This window comes from Methanococcus vannielii SB, from assembly GCF_000017165.1.
Classification (GTDB): Archaea; AGJL01; Methanococci; order Methanococcales; family Methanococcaceae; genus Methanococcus; species Methanococcus vannielii.
Genome location: NC_009634.1, coordinates 566,794 through 584,969 on the forward strand (window position 1 = coordinate 566,794; position 18,176 = coordinate 584,969).

At 32.1% G+C, this 18,176-nt stretch carries 17 protein-coding genes; 9 read left to right on the forward strand and 8 right to left on the reverse strand.

The genetic code is table 11. From position 1 onward, the window contains the following. Window positions 1-69 precede the first annotated feature (69 nt). Window positions 70-1,380 (forward strand): diaminopimelate decarboxylase, encoded by a 1,311-nt coding sequence (lysA, locus tag MEVAN_RS02625; protein WP_011972325.1) that lies wholly within the window; start codon window positions 70-72, stop codon window positions 1,378-1,380. Between the two features lie 232 nt (window positions 1,381-1,612). Here lysA and ecnA read toward each other — a convergent pair whose 3' ends face one another. The 5 genes from ecnA to aroA form a co-directional block, all read right to left on the reverse strand. Then, the gene (gene ecnA, locus MEVAN_RS02630) at window positions 1,613-2,182 is read right to left on the reverse strand and encodes a calcium-activated nuclease EcnA (protein ID WP_011972326.1); all 570 of its coding nucleotides are present in this window, start codon (window positions 2,180-2,182) and stop codon (window positions 1,613-1,615) included. 7 nt (window positions 2,183-2,189) lie between these two features. Beyond that, window positions 2,190-2,573 carry a tRNA (N6-threonylcarbamoyladenosine(37)-N6)-methyltransferase TrmO gene (gene tsaA, locus MEVAN_RS02635; RefSeq protein WP_011972327.1) on the reverse strand — a complete coding sequence of 128 codons (384 nt, stop codon included), beginning with the start codon at window positions 2,571-2,573 and terminating at the stop codon, window positions 2,190-2,192. After that, window positions 2,566-3,675 (reverse strand): cobalt-precorrin-5B (C(1))-methyltransferase CbiD, encoded by a 1,110-nt coding sequence (cbiD, locus tag MEVAN_RS02640; RefSeq protein WP_011972328.1) that lies wholly within the window; start codon window positions 3,673-3,675, stop codon window positions 2,566-2,568. Before cbiD ends, tsaA begins: the two co-directional genes overlap by 8 nt. A 210-nt stretch (window positions 3,676-3,885) precedes the next feature. Next, window positions 3,886-4,905 carry a M24 family metallopeptidase gene (locus MEVAN_RS02645; RefSeq protein ID WP_011972329.1) on the reverse strand — a complete coding sequence of 340 codons (1,020 nt, stop codon included), beginning with the start codon at window positions 4,903-4,905 and terminating at the stop codon, window positions 3,886-3,888. Between the two features lie 69 nt (window positions 4,906-4,974). Further along, window positions 4,975-6,264 carry a 3-phosphoshikimate 1-carboxyvinyltransferase gene (aroA, locus tag MEVAN_RS02650; protein WP_011972330.1) on the reverse strand — a complete coding sequence of 430 codons (1,290 nt, stop codon included), beginning with the start codon at window positions 6,262-6,264 and terminating at the stop codon, window positions 4,975-4,977. 168 nt (window positions 6,265-6,432) lie between these two features. Here aroA and glnA point away from each other — a divergent pair, with 168 nt between their 5' ends. The 8 genes from glnA (at window position 6,433) to MEVAN_RS02690 (ending at window position 14,578) form a co-directional block, all read left to right on the forward strand. Next, window positions 6,433-7,773 (forward strand): type I glutamate--ammonia ligase, encoded by a 1,341-nt coding sequence (gene glnA / locus MEVAN_RS02655; RefSeq protein WP_011972331.1) that lies wholly within the window; start codon window positions 6,433-6,435, stop codon window positions 7,771-7,773. A gap of 330 nt (window positions 7,774-8,103) precedes the next feature. Then, window positions 8,104-8,460, forward strand: a complete 357-nt coding sequence (locus MEVAN_RS02660) for a 30S ribosomal protein S6e (protein WP_011972332.1) — start codon at window positions 8,104-8,106, stop codon at window positions 8,458-8,460. A 199-nt stretch (window positions 8,461-8,659) separates the two neighbouring features. Continuing rightward, window positions 8,660-9,892: a translation initiation factor IF-2 subunit gamma gene (locus MEVAN_RS02665; RefSeq protein WP_011972333.1), complete on the forward strand. Its 1,233-nt coding sequence runs from the start codon at window positions 8,660-8,662 to the stop codon at window positions 9,890-9,892. Between the two features lie 34 nt (window positions 9,893-9,926). Next, on the forward strand, window positions 9,927-10,991 hold the full coding sequence (locus tag MEVAN_RS02670; RefSeq protein WP_011972334.1) for a DNA double-strand break repair nuclease NurA: 1,065 nt from the start codon (window positions 9,927-9,929) through the stop codon (window positions 10,989-10,991). Between the two features lie 133 nt (window positions 10,992-11,124). Next, window positions 11,125-11,814, forward strand: a complete 690-nt coding sequence (locus tag MEVAN_RS02675; protein ID WP_011972335.1) for a helix-turn-helix domain-containing protein — start codon at window positions 11,125-11,127, stop codon at window positions 11,812-11,814. A gap of 68 nt (window positions 11,815-11,882) precedes the next feature. Next, window positions 11,883-12,932 carry a hydroxymethylglutaryl-CoA synthase gene (locus MEVAN_RS02680; protein ID WP_011972336.1) on the forward strand — a complete coding sequence of 350 codons (1,050 nt, stop codon included), beginning with the start codon at window positions 11,883-11,885 and terminating at the stop codon, window positions 12,930-12,932. 18 nt (window positions 12,933-12,950) lie between these two features. Beyond that, a complete protein-coding gene (locus MEVAN_RS02685; RefSeq protein ID WP_011972337.1) occupies window positions 12,951-14,129 on the forward strand; it encodes a thiolase domain-containing protein in 1,179 nt (392 codons plus the stop codon). 59 nt (window positions 14,130-14,188) lie between these two features. After that, window positions 14,189-14,578 carry a Zn-ribbon domain-containing OB-fold protein gene (locus MEVAN_RS02690; protein ID WP_011972338.1) on the forward strand — a complete coding sequence of 130 codons (390 nt, stop codon included), beginning with the start codon at window positions 14,189-14,191 and terminating at the stop codon, window positions 14,576-14,578. Window positions 14,579-14,649: 71 nt separating this feature from the next. Here the strand turns inward: MEVAN_RS02690 and MEVAN_RS02695 are convergent, their stop codons facing one another. The 3 genes from MEVAN_RS02695 to hisC form a co-directional block, all read right to left on the reverse strand. After that, window positions 14,650-15,318, reverse strand: coding sequence for a hypothetical protein (locus tag MEVAN_RS02695; protein WP_011972339.1), 669 nt, complete (start codon window positions 15,316-15,318; stop codon window positions 14,650-14,652). Window positions 15,319-15,417: 99 nt separating this feature from the next. Then, the gene (gene cobQ, locus MEVAN_RS02700) at window positions 15,418-16,893 is read right to left on the reverse strand and encodes a cobyric acid synthase CobQ (RefSeq protein WP_011972340.1); all 1,476 of its coding nucleotides are present in this window, start codon (window positions 16,891-16,893) and stop codon (window positions 15,418-15,420) included. A gap of 161 nt (window positions 16,894-17,054) precedes the next feature. Then, window positions 17,055-18,170, reverse strand: coding sequence for a histidinol-phosphate transaminase (gene hisC / locus MEVAN_RS02705; protein WP_011972341.1), 1,116 nt, complete (start codon window positions 18,168-18,170; stop codon window positions 17,055-17,057). Window positions 18,171-18,176: the final 6 nt, after the last annotated feature.

The following is an 18,176-nucleotide window of genomic DNA, read 5'->3' on the forward strand; positions in this document are numbered from 1 at the left end:
AATATTCATTCATCAATAAATTTAAATAATATTAGTGCTTATGGTGAAAAAACTACTTATGGTGAAACTATGGAATTTTTGGGGAACGAAATGTTAACCGTTAAGGACGGAAAATTAAAAATTGATGGGCATGATGCAGGCGAACTTGCCAAAATGTATGAAACTCCGCTTTATGTGATGAGTGAAACCCAGACTGTTAAAAACTTCGAAAGATACGTTGAATCATTTAAGGAATACTCTGAAAAAACCGGAAAAGAAACCATATTTTCATTCGCATACAAAGCAAACACAAACCTTGCTTTAACAAAACTTCTTTCAAAACTTGGATGCGGTGCAGACATTGTAAGTGCTGGGGAATTATATATTGCAAAAATTTCAAATGTTCCTTCTGAAAAAATTGTATTTAACGGAAACTGTAAATTAAAAGAAGAAATTAAAATGGGAATTGAGACAAAAATAAGGGCATTTAATGTTGATAGTATAAGCGACCTTATTTTAATCAACGAAACTGCAAAAGAAATGGGAAAAATTGCAAACGTTGCTTTTAGAGTAAATCCAAATGTTGACCCAAAAACACATCCTAAAATTTCAACTGGAATGAAAAAGAACAAGTTTGGACTGGATATTGAAAGCGGGATTGCACTTCAAACAATTAAAATGGCAGAAAAAATGGAAAACGTTAAAATTGTAGGTATTCACTGCCATATAGGCTCCCAATTAACTGAAATTAGCCCATTTGTTGAAGAAACAAGGAAAATAATGGATTTTGTAGTTTTGCTTAAAAATGAAGGAATTAACATTAACGATGTAAATCTTGGTGGAGGACTTGGAATTCCATACGACAAACAAAAAGTAATTCCTGTCCAAAAAGACCTTGCAAAAGCAATTCTTAGTGTAATTTACGAGTACGAAAGTAAAATTGAACTTCCAAACCTTATTTTAGAACCTGGAAGAAGCATAGTTGCAACTTCAGGAGTTTTACTTGGAACGGTAAAACATATAAAAGATACCCCTGTTGCAAAATGGATAATGATTGATGCAGGAATGAATGACATGATGAGGCCTGCAATTTATGAGGCATACCACGAAATTACTTCCTGTACATTAAGAAGTGAAAAGGAAGTTGTAAGTATTGCAGGAGGATTATGTGAAAGTTCAGATGTATTTGGAAAAGATAGGGAACTTTCAAAAATTGAAGTAAATGACACCATTGCAATTTTAGACGTTGGAGCTTACGGAATTAGTATGGCGAATAATTATAACTCAAGAGGAAAACCCGCAATGGTTTTAACAAGTGAAAAGGAAGTTTCAATAATTAGGGAAAGGGAAACTCTTGCTGACTTAATATCAAAAGATATAGTGCCAAATCATTTACTTTAATTTTTTATTTTAAATTTTTTGAATTCTTTAAATTATCTCAGAAGATAGGGGGAAATTAAATTAAGTTACCGAATAATAAATAAAATACTACAAAAAGCAGTTGAAAGAATAATTAGTGGCAGTATTTTTCTTTTTGAATTAATGTCATATTTTAGCATTTTTTTCACCAGAATTTTTTTCTTTTTATTTTATTTTTAAATCGATACAGTTTAAAAATTAACTTTAAAGGGATTTAGTTGTTTTTATATGCCCATAATCCTATCCGCTTATTTTTTGCATTTTTTTCGTCTTCTAAAAATTTTTCTTTTAATTCAAAATCACTAACATAAACCCTTGCAAATCCATGTTTTATAAGATTTTGATTAAAGTTTTCATTGTCAACATATATGTATGCAAGGTGCCGCCCGTACCTATCTATTTTGGGGCTGTTTCTATCAAATACCACTATTACATTCTTATTTTCAATATTATCCCTAGTATAATTTGTTACTTTATATCCCCACAGTTTTAAATAATCCAAATCAGATATTGGCGAATTATAATCAATATAATATTCTTTAGGATTATTTTTCTGGTACGTTTCAGGAGTATCTACTCCTAAAAGCCTTATATTGTAATCTACATTATCTGACCGCACATAAACGGTATCCCCATCAACAACCCTTATAACGACCCCTGAAAAGTGTTCTCTTGAATTTATAAATTCTTTTGAACTTACTTCATTGTTAAAAGAAATACAGCTCGCAAAAATTAAAGTTAAAATTATTAAGATATTAATCGCAATTTTTCCAATCGATTTCATAATATCCCTATAAATCAAGTTCTTTTGAATAGATTTTTATATCAATTAACGGCGTTTCTGAAAATGCGTCAATTTCTTCAATATAGATCCTATTTTCCACGATTTTATTGATATTTACAGTATATAGTGCAATAGGGTTAGGCCTAACTGGTGATCTTGTTGAAAAAACCCCTCTAACAGGATTTTTTAGGTTTCCTTTTGGGTGTACGCGTAATGTACGCCTTTTATCTTCATTATCTGACCCATTAAACCACAAAAAAATTAAAATTTTTGAATTATTAGTTAGTCCTTCAGTTCCGTCAAAAAACTCTGGAAAAATCTCCAAGTAAGATTCAGTTTCTTCTTTTTTAAAAATACCTATCTCAAAAATAGTATACTCTTTCCTAATCAAATCGATCACCTAAAAAGCATTTTCCAAGGATTTTTCCGTTTATATCCACAATAATACAAGAAAATTTAATATTTGGAAATCTTAAACAAAGTCTTTCAACAACTCTTTTTGAAATAAGGTTAAAGACTTCATTTAAAATATCCTTCTCAGCCAAAATCTCTATTATTTCTTCAGTAGTATTTGATTGAAGTATTTTTTTCATTAATTCTTGATTATTGCATAGAGTTGACGTATACGCACATAAAATTTCATTTCTTGCATCGGATACCTTTGAGTGAGTATCAAAAATACCTCCTGCAAGTTTTACTATTTTCCCAGCGTGTCCAAAAACAGTTATATCTTTAACGCCTTTTTCTCCTGCTTTTTCAAGCATAAAACCCCAAAAATTTGAAACTTCTATAATTTGGTCTTCTTCAATATTTAAAACCGATTTAGCGTATTTTGTACCTATGTTTCCCGGAACAAACACTAAATTTTCAAAGCCATTTTGTATTGCTATATCAATTTGAGGTAAAAGGGATTCTTTATATGCATCATTAGACATTGGCCTTACAATTCCTGTTGTACCAAGAATTGAAATTCCCCCAATTATTCCTAATTTCGGGTTTAACGTTTTTTTAGAAATTTCATCCCCATTTGGAATAGATATTCTTACAACGGCCTTTTCACCATCATTTAAAAGTGAAATTAAGTTTTTCTCAATCATTTCTCTTGGTTTTGGATTTATTGCATAATCGCCCACATCAATTTGCAGACCTCGTTTTGTAACGATGCCAACGCCATTTCCGCCAAATATTTCGATTAACTTTAAATTAGAATTATTATCCAATTTTTGAAGCGTAACTTCAACATTAATTGTCATGTTGTTTGTAATATCGATGTCTTTTCCGGAAAATTTTTTAACTGTTGCAAAAGCAGTATTTTCGCTTCTTTCGATATTTTGTATTGGAATTATTAAAGTTTCATTTTTCAAATTTAAAATTTCTACAAAATCCAACTTTTTATTATTTTTTAAAAAATAGAGTGCAGAATATGCACCCGAAACCGCACATGCACCAGTTGTATATCCAAAAGTCGTTTCTGTTCGAAAATCGATAGTCATGGTTTTCACAAGTTTTAAATTAAATATTATTATATAATTGAGAACAAGATATAAATAATTACTTTTTAAGAGGTCATAACTTGTATACTGAATCAGAAGTGTTTAAGAAGCTTATTTCAAAAGCTAAAAATGAACCACTTGATTTAGAAAAGATAAAATAATTTACAACTTCGAAGAAAAAGAAGTAGTATTAAAAAAATTAAAAACGGATTAATATTTTAAAATTTTTGCATTGCTCAATTTTTCAAAGCCGTTCTTTTTTACGAGATATAAATCCTCAATTCTAACTCCAAAATCATCCGTATAAATTCCAGGTTCTATCGTAATAACCATTCCCTCTTTTAAAATAATATCCTCCTTTATTTTTGAAGAGATTGTCGGACTCTCGTGAACTTCAACCCCTACGCCGTGGCCGAGAGAATGTATAAAATACTCCTTAAATTCGCCCATATGGTCCCTTGCAACTAAATCAAGCTCTTTTACAGAAATTCCTGCTTTTAAATTTTTTTCGGCCTCTAACTTTGCACTCTTTACAACATCATATACTTCAGAATATTTTTGAATATTTTCATTTAAAATTACGGTTCTAGTGATATCTGAACAGTAGCCTTCGTAAAGTGCTCCGATATCCATTAGGAGAATGTTTTTTACAATATCTTTTGACGGCATTCCGTGTGGAAGCCTCGTTTTTTTATTAGATATAGCAATTGTATCAAATGATGGTCGAATGCTTCCCTTTTCTTTCATAAAATACTCTATTTCTGCAGCAACTTGATTTTCTGTTACGCAGTCATTTTCAAACGCATAATTGGTCCCAAATTCAATTGCTTCGTCGCTTATTTTCGCTGCAGTTTTTATATTTTGAATTTCTGCTTTTGATTTTATTTCACGCATTTCATCAATTTTTTTAGAAATTATCGTATATTTTTCAACAAATTTTAAAAACTTAATCGGTAAAGTATCTTCTAAACCGATACAGCCTTTAAATGTATTTTCAAAGTTTTCGTAAAGTTCAATATCGAGATTTTTATTTTTATAGTCTTTTGACATTTCAAAATCGAGTTTTGACACCTGTAAAGTCACTTTATCATGGTTGCTATCAAAAATAAGTATAGAGAAATTAGGTGGATATCTTTCTAAAAAATAAGTTATATTCTCTTTTCTTGTAATTACTGCTTTTTTAATATCATTTTCTTTTAAATATTCTAAAAATTCCCCAAATTTATCCATAAAACCACCTTTAGAAGTTAATTAATATTTTAAATAGTTAAAAATCTAAAAATTTAATTAATTCATACCCTAAATTACTTCGATATTGCATCCAATTGATTTCATTTTATCTACAAAATCGGGAAACGATATTTTAACCGATTCTTCACCTTCAATTACAGTTTCTCCATCTGCAAGCATTCCTGCAATAGTAAATGCCATTACAAGCCTGTGATCATCATGAGTTTTAAGTTTTGAACCGGTTAGTTTATGTGTGCCAGTAATTATAAGCCCATCGGGTTTTTCTTCGATGTCTGCACCCATTTTTGAAAGTTCAACTGCACATGCGTTTAATCTATCGCATTCTTTAAGTCTTACGTGTTCACCGTTGTAAACTACCGTTTTTCCTTCGGCAAAACACCCTAAAACTGCAATTGTGGGGACTAAATCGGGAATATTGGTTACATCTATTTCAATCCCTTTCAAATTATAAGGGCCTTTTATTTTAACGTTATTTTCGTTTATTTCTACGTCTGCACCCATTTTCTTAACTATTTCTATTATTTCTCGGTCGCCTTGCTTTGAATTCTTAAATACATTCTTTACTTCAATATCGGAATTTAATAAAACCCCTGTTGCAATTAAATATGACGCAGAAGAATAATCACCTTCAATAGTATATTCACAAGGACGGTAACTTTGTTTTCCTTTAATTTTATATCCGGTTTTATTTTCTTCCACTATTTTTTCAATTTTTACCCCAAATTTATCTAAAACGTCTATTGTAATGTTTAAATACGGTTCAGATTTTAAAGGGGTCGTCAAAATAATTTCCGAATCCGTTTCACTAAATGGTAATGTCATCATGAGCGAGGTTATAAATTGAGAACTCATGTCACCCCGTATTTTAACAGAATTGCTTGTAATTTTTCCTGCTTTCACAATAATTGGTGCAATTCCGTTGTTTCTTGTTGAAAAACTTTCTATTCCAAGCTGTTTTAATGCATCAAGTAGCGGTTGCATTGGCCTTTTCCTAATTGAATCATCCCCTGTAATTACGGCATATCCATCAGGAATTTGGGAAGAAATTCCAGTTATAATCCGTAAAGTAGTTCCACTGTTCCCGATATCAATAATATTATCTGGAACTTTTAATTTAGACCCGATTATTGTCCATTTTTCGACCTCATTTGTAATTTCTGCACCAAGCATTCTACATGCATGTGCTGAAGATAAACAGTCTGCACCGTTTAATGGATTTTTTAAAATAGATAGCCCATTTGCAAGGGATGCAGAAATTACTGCTCTATGTGTGTACGACTTTGATGGAGGGGCATTTATAATACCTTTTACTTCCGATGTCCTTTTAACGATAAGCACTAAATCACCGTGAATTTGCGAATAATTTCATAATTATCTGAAAAGTATATCAAACTATCCAAATATTAAAAATTACCGCCATTTAAAATATATTGAATGTACCGTAAACTATATATATTGAAAAAGCGGAAAGCTATTTCCTATAAAGATGATTTTGGAGGAATATATATGTGCAACGTTGAGCAGGCAGTGGAGTATATCAAAAAGAAAAACGTTAAATTTATCAGATTCCAATTTGTAGACATTCACGGAACCCCAAAAAACATTGCATTTCCAGTAAAAGAGGGAAATTCAGGCGATGAAGAATTATACGATGTATTGAGTAAAGGATTATACTTTGACGGTTCTTCAATTGACGGTTTTGTATCAATTGAAGGATCAGACATGATGTTAAAACCTGATCTTTCAACATTGTTTGTTTTGCCGTGGAGATCTGCTGAAAAACCCGCTGCAAGAATTATCTGCGACGTATGTTATCCAAATGGAAAGCCCTTTGAAGGAGACCCTAGAGGATGCCTAAAAAAAATGCTTGATAAATTCGATGAACAGTTAAACGGCCAATATTTCGTAGGCCCCGAACCAGAATTTTTTGTTTTAAAGCAAGACGCATGTGGTTCGTGGGTTCCAGCAGATAATGCGGGATATTTCGATTTAGAGCCGGTCGATACCGGATGTGATATTAGAAAAAAAATAGTTTGTGCTCTTGAAGATTTGGGTCTACACGTAGAAGCAAGCCACCACGAAGTAGCAGCTGGACAGCACGAAGTTGATTTTAGATTTGCAGATGCAGTTAAAACAGCAGATAATGTTATAACATTTAAAACTGCGATTAAAACTATTGCATCACAAAACGGATTGATGGCTACATTCATGCCAAAACCATTCTTTGGGGTTAACGGAAGCGGTATGCACTGCCACCAAAGTATCTGGTTAAATAATGAACCTTCATTCTATGATGAAAATGCAAAGTACCAGTTAAGTGGTATCTGTATGGATTACATTGGAGGTATATTGGAACATGCAAAGTCAATAGTTGCCGTAACAAATCCGACAGTAAACTCATATAAAAGAATGGTTCCAGGATACGAAGCTCCTGCAAACATTGCATGGGCAAATTCAAACAGGAGTGCAATTATAAGGGTTCCTGCACCAAGAGGAAAGGGAACACGAATTGAATTTAGAGCACCAGACCCATCATGTAACCCGTATCTTGCATTTACCGTCATGCTTGCAGCAGGTTTAGATGGAGTTAAGAAAAAAGGCGGCGCACCAGAACCCGTTGAAAAGAACATCTTTAAAATGACTGAGGCTCAGAAAAAAGCAGAAGGAATTGAATCAGTACCTGCAAGTTTGAAAGCTGCACTTGAAGAGTTAGAAACCAATACAATATTGAAAGATGCTCTAGGAAAACACATCTATGAAAGTTTCCTTGAAATTAAAACCGCAGAATGGGATTCATTTAGAACTGCAGTTACAGACTGGGAAACTGCAAACTATCTAAGATTATAACTTAAAATAAAATAATTTTTAAATACGTTTTTTACTAGTTTTACTATTTTTATTATGTTTAACATCAACTAAATTTAAAGATAATTGTACAAATAAATTATATAGATTTTAAAACCTAATTTTTACAATTATTGCCGAATCTAAACCCATGCAAAAACTATAAAAATAATAAGTAAGTAATAAGAAAGAGACGGGAATCTAGGAAACTTTTGAAAAACACATTTTTAGAGATTTTTTGCGGCTATGTAAGTTGAAAAACTTTGTATAACGTAGCTTTTGTATTCAATACTAACTAAAACACAAAAACGAATCAGAAAAAGAGGTAAAATCATGGCATTTAAAGTTGTTGTTGCTGACCCTAAAGCGGGAAAATCATACCAATATGAAATAGACGGAAACGAACTATTAGGTAAAAAAATTGGCGATGAAATAAACGGTTCAATCGTTGGTTTAGAAGGATATAAATTAAAAATTACCGGTGGAGCAGACAAATGTGGTTTTGCAATGAGACATGATATTCACGGCGCTATGAAAATGAGAGTCTTATTAAGAGAGGGGCCAGGATACAACCCAAAAGAAAGCGGTATTAGAAGAAGAAAAAGTTTAAGAGGAAATACGATTTCAAAAGACATCGTATTGATAAATACGAAAGTTTTAGAATATGGGCAAACTCCAATTGGCGAATAATTTCTTTTTTTCTTTTTAATCAATATTCTTTTTTGTAGATTATATATATCTATATAAAGTATTAGTTATAGAGTGACTATATCTTTTTTGTAAAATCTGAGTTTTACAAAATCTACAAAAACGCTGTTTTTGTTTGGTGATATTATTTTCAATTTACCGTTAAATTGATTTAAGTTATAAAACTGTGCGAGGGATAATTATGGTGGCATCTAATCAATCTGAAGTAAATATAGGTATGGTTGGTCACGTAGACCATGGAAAAACGAGTTTAACTAGAAAATTAACCGGTGTTTGGACAGATACCCATAGTGAAGAGTTAAAAAGAGGAATTTCAATAAGACTTGGGTATGCTGACTGCGAAATAAAAAAGTGTGAAAGCTGTAACGAACCTGAATGTTATACTGTAGATAAAAAATGCGACTGCTGTAGTGGGAAAGTTGAAACTTTAAGAAAAATATCCTTTGTAGATGCTCCCGGACACGAAACACTGATGGCTACAATGCTTTCAGGAGCATCTTTAATGGATGGTGCAATTTTAGTTATTGCTGCTAGTGAAGAGTGCCCACAACCTCAAACAAAGGAGCATTTAATGGCACTTGATGCACTCGGTGTTAAAAATATACTCATTGTGCAGAATAAAATTGACCTCGTAACTGAGGAACAGGCTGTTGAAAACTATGAACAGATCCAAAAGTTTACAAAAGGAACCGTTGCAGAAAAAGCACCAATTATTCCAGTTTCAGCCCACCATGGGGCAAACCTTGACGTGCTTTTAAAAGCAATTCAAGAGTTTATTCCAACTCCAAAAAGAGATGAAACAGTATCTCCAAGACTCTATGTTGCAAGGAGTTTTGATGTAAATAAGCCAGGTTCAGAAATTAAAGACTTAAAAGGCGGAGTTATCGGCGGAAGTATTATTCAAGGAATTTTAAAAGTTGGCGATGAAATCGAGATAAGGCCGGGTAGTAAGGTAGTTGAAGGAAATAAAACCAAATGGGTTCCAATCATTACAAAAATCATATCACTTGGTGCAGGTAGTAAAAAATTAAAAACTGCACTTCCAGGGGGATTAATTGGAGTTGGAACCGAATTAGACCCTAATTTAACGAAATCAGATGCATTGAGTGGAAGTTTAGCAGGAATTCCCGGAACACTTCCTGAAACGTTAGAAAAAATAACTATTAGGCCACAACTACTCGAAAGAGTTGTAGGTTCTCAAGATGAACTTTTAATAGAGCCTTTAAAAACCAATGAAGTCTTAATGTTAAACGTTGGAACATCAACAACAGTTGGAGTAACCGTTTCAGCAAAAGCAGAAAAGGTAGAAATAAAACTAAAACTTCCAGTATGTGCTGATTCAGGCGATAGGGTTGCAATTAGCAGAAAAATAGGGTCAAGATGGAGATTAATCGGATATGGAATAATATTATAATTTTTTATTAAAATTATACTATTTTGGTGTTTTAATGGACTTTTCAACCTTAATTCAGAAAAAGGAGAAAGTAGTTTCAAAAATTCAAAATATAAATTTTAACCATGATCATTCCAAATACTGGATTGAATCGCTATTTATCCATAAATCCGACATGAAATTTTCTGGAGGAGATGGCAGTTTTAATAAAATAGACTATATTAACTACTGCTTATACCTAACTGGAGCTGTTTCATACTGTCAAAGCGTTGGCGGAACTATTGAAAAGTCTGTTTCAGCATTTGATGGAGATATTATCCTTCCATATAAGTACGTTCAAAATCGTTTAAGCCGTTACATGTTAAATACGGAATTAAAGGTTGCATTATCTAATTTAATAAAAAGTGAAATAGATTACTACCTTTATGACGGTTCACTATATTCTTTTTTAGTCCAAACTAATAATCACATGACAGTCAATGGAAAAAAGCTTGAAGAAACTATTTTTGATTATTATAAGGAATATTCTCGTATTATACGATCCAAAATCTTTGAAGAGATTACCTCTGGATGCATAAGTTCAGCAGTAGACATTTCATTTGAAAATTCCCTGAATGAAGAGCAGAAGATTGCACTTGAACAGCTTGAATATTTAATACTATTATCTGAAATTACAAAATATCAAAAAAAAATGGTTGGAATTGCGAAAACTTCTAAAATGAATATTTATTTTGAAAATGCACTTATTCCTGATTTAGCATTATTTTCAAGGTGTAAAAAATCAGGATATTCCATTCCTGTAGACTTGATATCTGAAAAAGTAAATAAAAACTTTTATAAGAATGTCGATTACTTCAAAAAATTTGGAATTGACCTTAAAAATTTATATTACCAGTTTGTAAAACTTGAAGACAACAGCGGAATTTTATGTGCAACTTCCTTTGAAAAGCTAGATGAAACATTTTATTCGAATTTAAAAGAAATATCCGTTTCAGGTTATCCATACATATTAAAAAAATCACACGAAAACGTGAAAATTGAAAATTCAGATGTTTTAAAATTTGCTAGACTTCTTGGGATATATGAAGAGTCCGATAGAGATTCAAATTTAAAATTTTAAAAGTTTAAAATTTTAAATAAAACTAATTTTTAAAGATATTTTATTTATTAGATTTTATTTATTCGGCATATATCGAATAAGATTATATTTTAAATCGAAATATTTATATAATGATTAAGCATTATATTGGGCCATGGAAAGAATAGCGATACACATAATGGGAGAAATCGTTTTATCCGATGACATTGGAAAAGCGATGAAAAAATGGAGAGAAATGTTTGGGATACCACAGATAGAAACTGCAAGATACCTAGATGTTTCCCCTTCAGTTATAAGCGACTATGAAGTCGGTAGAAGAAAAAATCCCGGGGTAAATATCGTAAAAAAATATGTTTATGCACTCCTTGAAATTGATAAAGAAAGGGGCGGGCATACAATAAAAGCATTAAATAAAGTTTTAAACCCTACCTCAATGAAAGCAATTCTCCAGATAAAAGAGTATCAAAATCCAACAGGAATTAAAGATTTAATTTCAATTATCGATGGAAAAATTGTTTGTGGTGAAAATAACACTAATTACCAAATATTTGGGCATACCGTCGTAGATAGTGTCAAAGCAATTTTAGAAATGAACGGCCAAGACTTTTTAAACCTTTATGGCTGGACTACTGAACGAGCACTAGTTTTTACAGAAGTTTCTGCAGGAAGGAGCCCGATGGTTGCCATTAGGGTAAGTAATATCAAACCAAGGGTTGTTATTTTTAATGGAGTTTCCGAACTTGATAAACTTGCAGTAAAGCTTGCTGAAATCGAAGGAATCATGCTTGTAGTTACGGAACTGACTACGGACGAACTTTTAAAGCGATTAAAGGAAATTAGATAGATTTATTTTGTTATTTTGTTTTATTGTTACTGGCATTTGATGTTCATTAACAAAAAAATGGTGAGCTAATGAAAGAAGTTGGTATTGTAGGATATGGGAGTGACCTTCCAAAATACAGGATAAAAGCCGAAGAAATTGCAAAAGCATGGGGCAAAGATGCTGAAGCAATTAAAAAAGGACTTGTAGTAAATGAAAAAAGTGTACCTGGCCCAGATGAAGATTCTGCAACAATTGCAGTTCAGGCTGCAAGAAGAGCATTATCTCGTTCAGGAATTAATCCAAAAAACATTGGTGCAGTATATGTTGGAAGTGAAAGCCACCCTTATGCGGTAAAACCAACATCGGGAATTGTTGCCGAAGCGGTATGCACTTCACCAGAAGTTACTGCTGCAGATTTGGAATTTGCATGTAAAGCAGGAACTGCCGGAATTCAAATGTGTATGGGGCTAGTAAGTAGTGGAATGATGGACTACGCAATGGCAGTCGGTGTAGATACTGCCCAAGGAGCTCCTGGAGATGCACTTGAATATACTGCAGCAGCAGGCGGTGCTGCATATATTATTGGCGGAAAAAAAGAAGAATTAATAGCTAAATTTAATGGTACGTACTCTTACACTACAGATACTCCTGATTTTTGGAGAAGAGAACACGAACACTACCCGAAACATGGCGGAAGATTTACTGGAGAACCTGCATACTTTAGGCACGTTTTAAGTGCTGCAAAAGGAATGATGGAAAAAATGGATACAACTACAAAAGATTATGATTACTGCGTATTTCACCAGCCAAATGGAAAATTTTATTTAAGTGCTGCAAAACAACTTGGTTTTAACGAAAATCAGTATAGATACGGATTATTAACACCATACTTGGGAAACACATATTCAGGTGCGGTGCCACTTGGACTTTCAAATATTTTGGATCATTCAAAAACAGGTGACCGCATATTTGTTGTTTCATACGGTAGTGGTGCAGGAAGCGATGCTTTTGATATCACTGTAACAGATAGGATTTCTGAAGTAATAAACAAAGCAGTAACTACTGAAGAATTGTTAAGCAGGAAAAAATACATCGATTATGCAGTTTATTTAAAATACAGGGGAAAAATTAGAATGTAACTTCACCAGGTGAATAATATGAAGGATGTAGCAATTATAGGATATGGACAAACCAAATTTGGCGAACTCTGGGAAGAATCATTTAGAAGCTTGATTGTAGAAGCAGGAACTAAAGCCATTAGTGATGCAAATGTTGACGGAAACGATATAGATGCAATGTATGTGGGTACAATGAGTGGGGGTCTTTTTGTAGGCCAAGAGCATACTGCATCACTAATTGCAGATTATGCAGGATTAAACCCTGTACCGTGTACAAGAGTAGAAGCTGCATGTGCTTCTGGAAGTTTAGCATTGAGAAGTGCATTTTTATCAATTGCAAGCGGTGCACACGATATCGTTTTAGTAGGCGGTGTTGAAAAAATGACGGATGTGCCGGATGCAACATCTGCAATTGCAACCGCATCGGATCAAGAATGGGAAGCTTTCGTTGGTGCAACTTTTCCATCCCTTTATGCCATGATGGCTAGAAGGTACATGTTTCAGTATGGGTTAACATTAGAACAGCTTTCAACTTGGAGTTCAATTGCACACGAAAATGCAGTTCATAATAAATATGCACAGTTTAGGTCAAAAGTAACTGTTGACCAAGTAATACATGCATCACCAGTTTCAGACCCGCTAACACTACTACACTGTTCACCAGTTTCAGACGGTGCTTCAGCTTTAATTATATGTAATGCAGAAAAAGCTACAGAATACGCTCCAAAAGATGAAATAATTTATGTAAAAGCTTCAACCCAGGCTTCCGACACTATTGCATTACACGATAGGCCAGACATGACCACATTAAATGCTGCAAAAGTTGCTTCAAAAAAAGCGTATGAAATTGCAAGAATTGATGCTTCTAAAATCGATGTTGCTGAAGTTCATGACTGTTTTGCAATAAATGGTTTGGTTTTAACTGAAGATTTAGGATTTTGTAAGAAAGGGGAAGCTGGAAAAATTGTTGAGTCTGGAAAAACTAGGATAGATAATGAAAGCTTTGTTACGGTAAACCCTAGTGGAGGTTTAAAAGCTGCAGGACATGCATTGGGTGCAACAGGAATTAGGCAGGTCGGTGAATTATACTGGCAATTAAAACAGGATAAAGAATGTAAAGATAGACAGTCTTCAATTAAAAACGGATATGCAATCGCTACAAACGTTGGTGGAACTGGTGGAACCGTTTGTACACATATATTATCGAATAAAAGATAATTAATTAAAATAATTTAAAATAGTTAAAGTAATTTAAGAAAATGAGTTCCGGTGAAATTATGGTAGTAAGAACCTGGAGAAGCATGCAGGAAAGATACAATCTTGTAGGTTCAAAATGTAAAACTTGTGGAAAAGTCTATTTTCCTGCAAGAAGTGTTTGTCCCGAATGTAGGCGAAAAGGAGAATTAATTGATTGTAAATTAAATGGAAAAGGAAAGATTTATTCTTATTCTGTAGTTTATGCAGCCCCCAAAGAATTTGATAAACAGTCACCCTACATAATTGGAATAGTTGAACTTGACGAAGGAACAAAAATAACCTCACAAATTGACTGCGATATTGATAAAATAAAAATAGGGATGCCTGTTGAATCAGTCTTTAGAAAAATAAAAGAAGACGGACTTGATGGCGTAATTAGCTATGGATACAAGTTCGTTCCAGTAGTTTAGTAATGAATTTAATTTTTAAATTAAACTTTTTTAGTATTTTAGTTTTAGATTTTTTATTAAAAATTTATTTATCAATTCTTGAAAAGAACATGTTTTAATGAATCTAGGTCAACGTATATTTCATTGTGGACTTTCGAATATTTGTAAGGAACTTCAAGTTCATCAAGCATTTTACATTTTTCCCCTGCTTCATTTAAATTTACAAAAAATGCATAGTAAGGACTCATTTTTTCAATATCAAATACTTTTGAAATTCTTTTAAACATTTCTTTTACCGTATCAGATATGTCCACCAATAAAATACCATTTTCAAGTGATATCCTAAATCCTAACTCTTTTAGTTCATTTAATGCGTATTCTTCGCCCCCATCAATCATTTTAAATTTAATTATCCCTTTTTCACGCCCGCTTGTAAGTATTGGTTGAAAGTTTCGGGATAAAAATTCAATAACTGAGGAATGATATTCTAAAGATTCTTTTAAGTCATTTTTACGCTGTAATTTTAAAAGGTCAAGTAGCCTAGTAATATTTTGATTTCTCGGAATTAAAAGTAAGTTTTGTTCTTTTAAAAGTTTTATAAAAATTCGCTCTTTTTCAAGCAGTTTTTTAAAATATTCCCGATAAAGTGAACTTTCAAACTCTATCTCGTAAAATTCGTCCGTAAGTCTGCTTTTATATCCTCCATTTAAACCGTAACGAATATAGTATTCAAGTTCTGAAAAAATTGTATCACTTATCATTTTTTTACCCCTCCAAAATAACCCTTAAAAAAATATGTACTTAATTATTAAAAAAATTTGTTTATTAAAAAAAGTTATTAAAAAAAGCTAGTTTAAATTTTATAATATTTTTGAAAAGTCAATACTTTCCTCAATTATTTTTGAAAGTTTATCCATGTTTTCCTGAAGTACTTTTTCATAATTATCTTTACTTATGTTTTTTAAATTCTTTTTGGAAAGCACCAAATTTACAAGATAGTTCCTAAACTCAAAATTTTCTAAAATTCCATGAAGGTACGTTCCAAAAATATATGAATTTTCAATTTGTTTAAAGGAGCCGTCATACATGTCCCCAAGATTTCCAAAACCATTTGAAAGTGTTATTAACGGAGTTTCTTTTGAAACACTATATCCTTCATGTAATTCATAACCTGAAACTTCATATTCCATATCATTTATTTTTAAAATTCCATTAGAGTTATTTATCGCCTTTTTATTTCCAAAAGTTGTTTCCATATTAAATACATCTAGTCCAGAAATTGTTCCAACATTTCCTTCAGAAAAATTTTCATCAATTAAAATTTTTCCTAAAGTTTGATATCCTCCACAAATTCCAAAAATTATGCCTCCTTTATTTATAAATTCGTGGATTTTTTTATCCAACCCATATTTTTTCATTAAATTCATTTCAACAGTTGAACATCGAGTTCCAGGAAGAATTAAGATATCTCCAGTAATATCATCATTAAAGTCAATATATTTCATTAAACAGTCATTTGAAAGAGGGTCTAAGTCAGTAAAATTTGCAATTTTTGAAAATTTAACTATATTTACTTCCACTGGGCTTTTTAAGTTTCCAAAAACTTTTTTTCCCTGTATTGCCTGGCTATCTTCTTCAGGTAAAACTAATGTTTCATCATAAGGAATCGTACCAATTACCGGAATATTTGTAAGTTCTTCAATTTTTTCAAACCCGTCTTTTAGTACATCAATATTTCCTCTGAATTTATTAATTACAAAACCTTTCAGTAATTTTTTCCAATTTTCTGGAAGTAAATTAACAGTCCCGTAAATTGAAGCAAAAACTCCTCCTCTATCGATATCTGAAACTAAAATTGCATCTGCATTTGAAAGTTCTGCAACTTTTAAATTTGCAATATCATCATTTAAAAGATTTATTTCACAACAACTTCCAGCACCCTCAATTACAACGTAATCGTAATTTTTATCAAGATATTCAATACTTTCTTTTATTTTTTCAAGAAAATAGTTCTTTTCTTTTCGATATTCGTTGTAATCCATGTCTTTGTACGGCTTTCCGTGAACTATAACTTGCGAAATAAAATTTCCCTTTGGCTTTAAAAGAACGGGATTAAAGTGAATTGAAGGATTAACCTTTGCAGCAATAGCTTGAGTGTACTGTGCAACTGCAATTTCCCCATCTTCGACACTTACCCTTGAATTTAAACTCATGTTTTGGGATTTAAAAGGAGCTACCTTGTATCCTTGATTTACAAGCATCCTACAAATTCCCGAAACTAAAACTGTTTTTCCACTGTTTGAAGCCGTTCCAACAACCATTATAAACTTAGCCATTTATTCACCAGAAAATTTTATTATAATGATATCACTTAAACTTTTCTTTAAAACGAATATAGAAAAATCGAACATATATAGTTACTGAAAAATATTAAAAATAATTTTAAAATAAAAGTTTAAATTAAAATAATTTAGAATGTTTTTAAGGTTTTAGAATATTATTCAATGATTTCAGACATTATCTCTAAAAATCTTTCGTTTTCCTCAAAAGTGCCAATAGAAACCCTGAAATAGTAAGGTTCAAGCCCTTCAAAAGAGTAACAGTCCCGTACAATAACGCCTTTTTTAAGTAGTATTTCACAGAATTCTTTTGAATTCATTCCATTTTTTATTTCAACAAGCAAATAATTTGTTTCCGTTGGGTAAACCTTTAATTGCTTGAATTTTTTTAATCCATCATGTAGTTGAGTTATACTTCTAATCCCGTTTATCTTACATCCATTAAAAAATTCCTTATCTTTTAAAGCAGTGATTGCAGATACTTGGGAAGCCCTAGTTAAACTAAATATCGGCTTTATTCTCATCATGTAATCTACAATTTTTTTATTTGTAACGCCATATCCGATTCTTTGCCCTGCAAGGCCAAATACTTTTGAAAAAGTCCTAAGAACAAGTACATTATCGTATTTAAGTGCCCATTGTGTTAAATCGTACTCTTTTTTCGAATATTCAATGTAAGCATGATCAATCATTATAAGTGCATCTGTACTTTCGATAATTTTTTTAATGTCTTCATTAGAAATTACGTTTCCCGTTGGATTATTTGGGGTGCATAAAAATATTGCTTTTGTTTTTTCAGTTATATTATTCAATACACTTTCAACATCAAGTTTAAAGTCTTTTTCCTTGTCAAATTTTGCCCACTTTATTTTTGCACCGTGGATTTTTGCAGAAATTGCGTATTGTGTAAATGTTGGAATTGGAATAATTACTTCATCCCCTTCATCAATTAAAATCCGCATTATATTGTCAATTACTTCGTCTGCACCATCCCCGCCAATTATTATATTTTCACAAGGAACGCCTATAAAACTACTTATTTCCCCCAGTAATTCGGAATTCAAAGGTTCCGGGTACTGGTGCAGTTTTGAAAGTTCCAAAAGAAGTGCTTCTTTGATTTTTGGTGAACAACCCCAGGGATTTTCATTTGAACCAAGCTTTATAATTTTTTCAATCGAAATGCCATAATTTCTTGCAATTTCCTCTTTTGATTTTCCTGGAACGTAAGCTTTAAATTCCTTTACTATTGGCCTTATTATATCATCTATTGTCATAAAAAC

Excerpts from the sequence above, each read along its gene's own strand:
- lysA (WP_011972325.1), top strand. The coding sequence starts at position 70 with ATGGAATTTTTGGGGAACGAAATGTTAACCGTTAAGGACGGAAAATTA.
- ecnA (WP_011972326.1), bottom strand. The coding sequence starts at position 2,182 with ATGAAATCGATTGGAAAAATTGCGATTAATATCTTAATAATTTTAACT.
- cbiD (WP_011972328.1), bottom strand. The coding sequence starts at position 3,675 with ATGACTATCGATTTTCGAACAGAAACGACTTTTGGATATACAACTGGT.
- MEVAN_RS02645 (WP_011972329.1), bottom strand. The coding sequence starts at position 4,905 with ATGGATAAATTTGGGGAATTTTTAGAATATTTAAAAGAAAATGATATT.
- glnA (WP_011972331.1), top strand. The coding sequence starts at position 6,433 with ATGTGCAACGTTGAGCAGGCAGTGGAGTATATCAAAAAGAAAAACGTT.
- MEVAN_RS02660 (WP_011972332.1), top strand. The coding sequence starts at position 8,104 with ATGGCATTTAAAGTTGTTGTTGCTGACCCTAAAGCGGGAAAATCATAC.
- MEVAN_RS02665 (WP_011972333.1), top strand. The coding sequence starts at position 8,660 with ATGGTGGCATCTAATCAATCTGAAGTAAATATAGGTATGGTTGGTCAC.
- MEVAN_RS02670 (WP_011972334.1), top strand. The coding sequence starts at position 9,927 with ATGGACTTTTCAACCTTAATTCAGAAAAAGGAGAAAGTAGTTTCAAAA.
- MEVAN_RS02675 (WP_011972335.1), top strand. The coding sequence starts at position 11,125 with ATGGAAAGAATAGCGATACACATAATGGGAGAAATCGTTTTATCCGAT.
- MEVAN_RS02680 (WP_011972336.1), top strand. The coding sequence starts at position 11,883 with ATGAAAGAAGTTGGTATTGTAGGATATGGGAGTGACCTTCCAAAATAC.
- MEVAN_RS02685 (WP_011972337.1), top strand. The coding sequence starts at position 12,951 with ATGAAGGATGTAGCAATTATAGGATATGGACAAACCAAATTTGGCGAA.
- MEVAN_RS02690 (WP_011972338.1), top strand. The coding sequence starts at position 14,189 with ATGGTAGTAAGAACCTGGAGAAGCATGCAGGAAAGATACAATCTTGTA.
- MEVAN_RS02695 (WP_011972339.1), bottom strand. The coding sequence starts at position 15,318 with ATGATAAGTGATACAATTTTTTCAGAACTTGAATACTATATTCGTTAC.
- cobQ (WP_011972340.1), bottom strand. The coding sequence starts at position 16,893 with ATGGCTAAGTTTATAATGGTTGTTGGAACGGCTTCAAACAGTGGAAAA.
- hisC (WP_011972341.1), bottom strand. The coding sequence starts at position 18,170 with ATGACAATAGATGATATAATAAGGCCAATAGTAAAGGAATTTAAAGCT.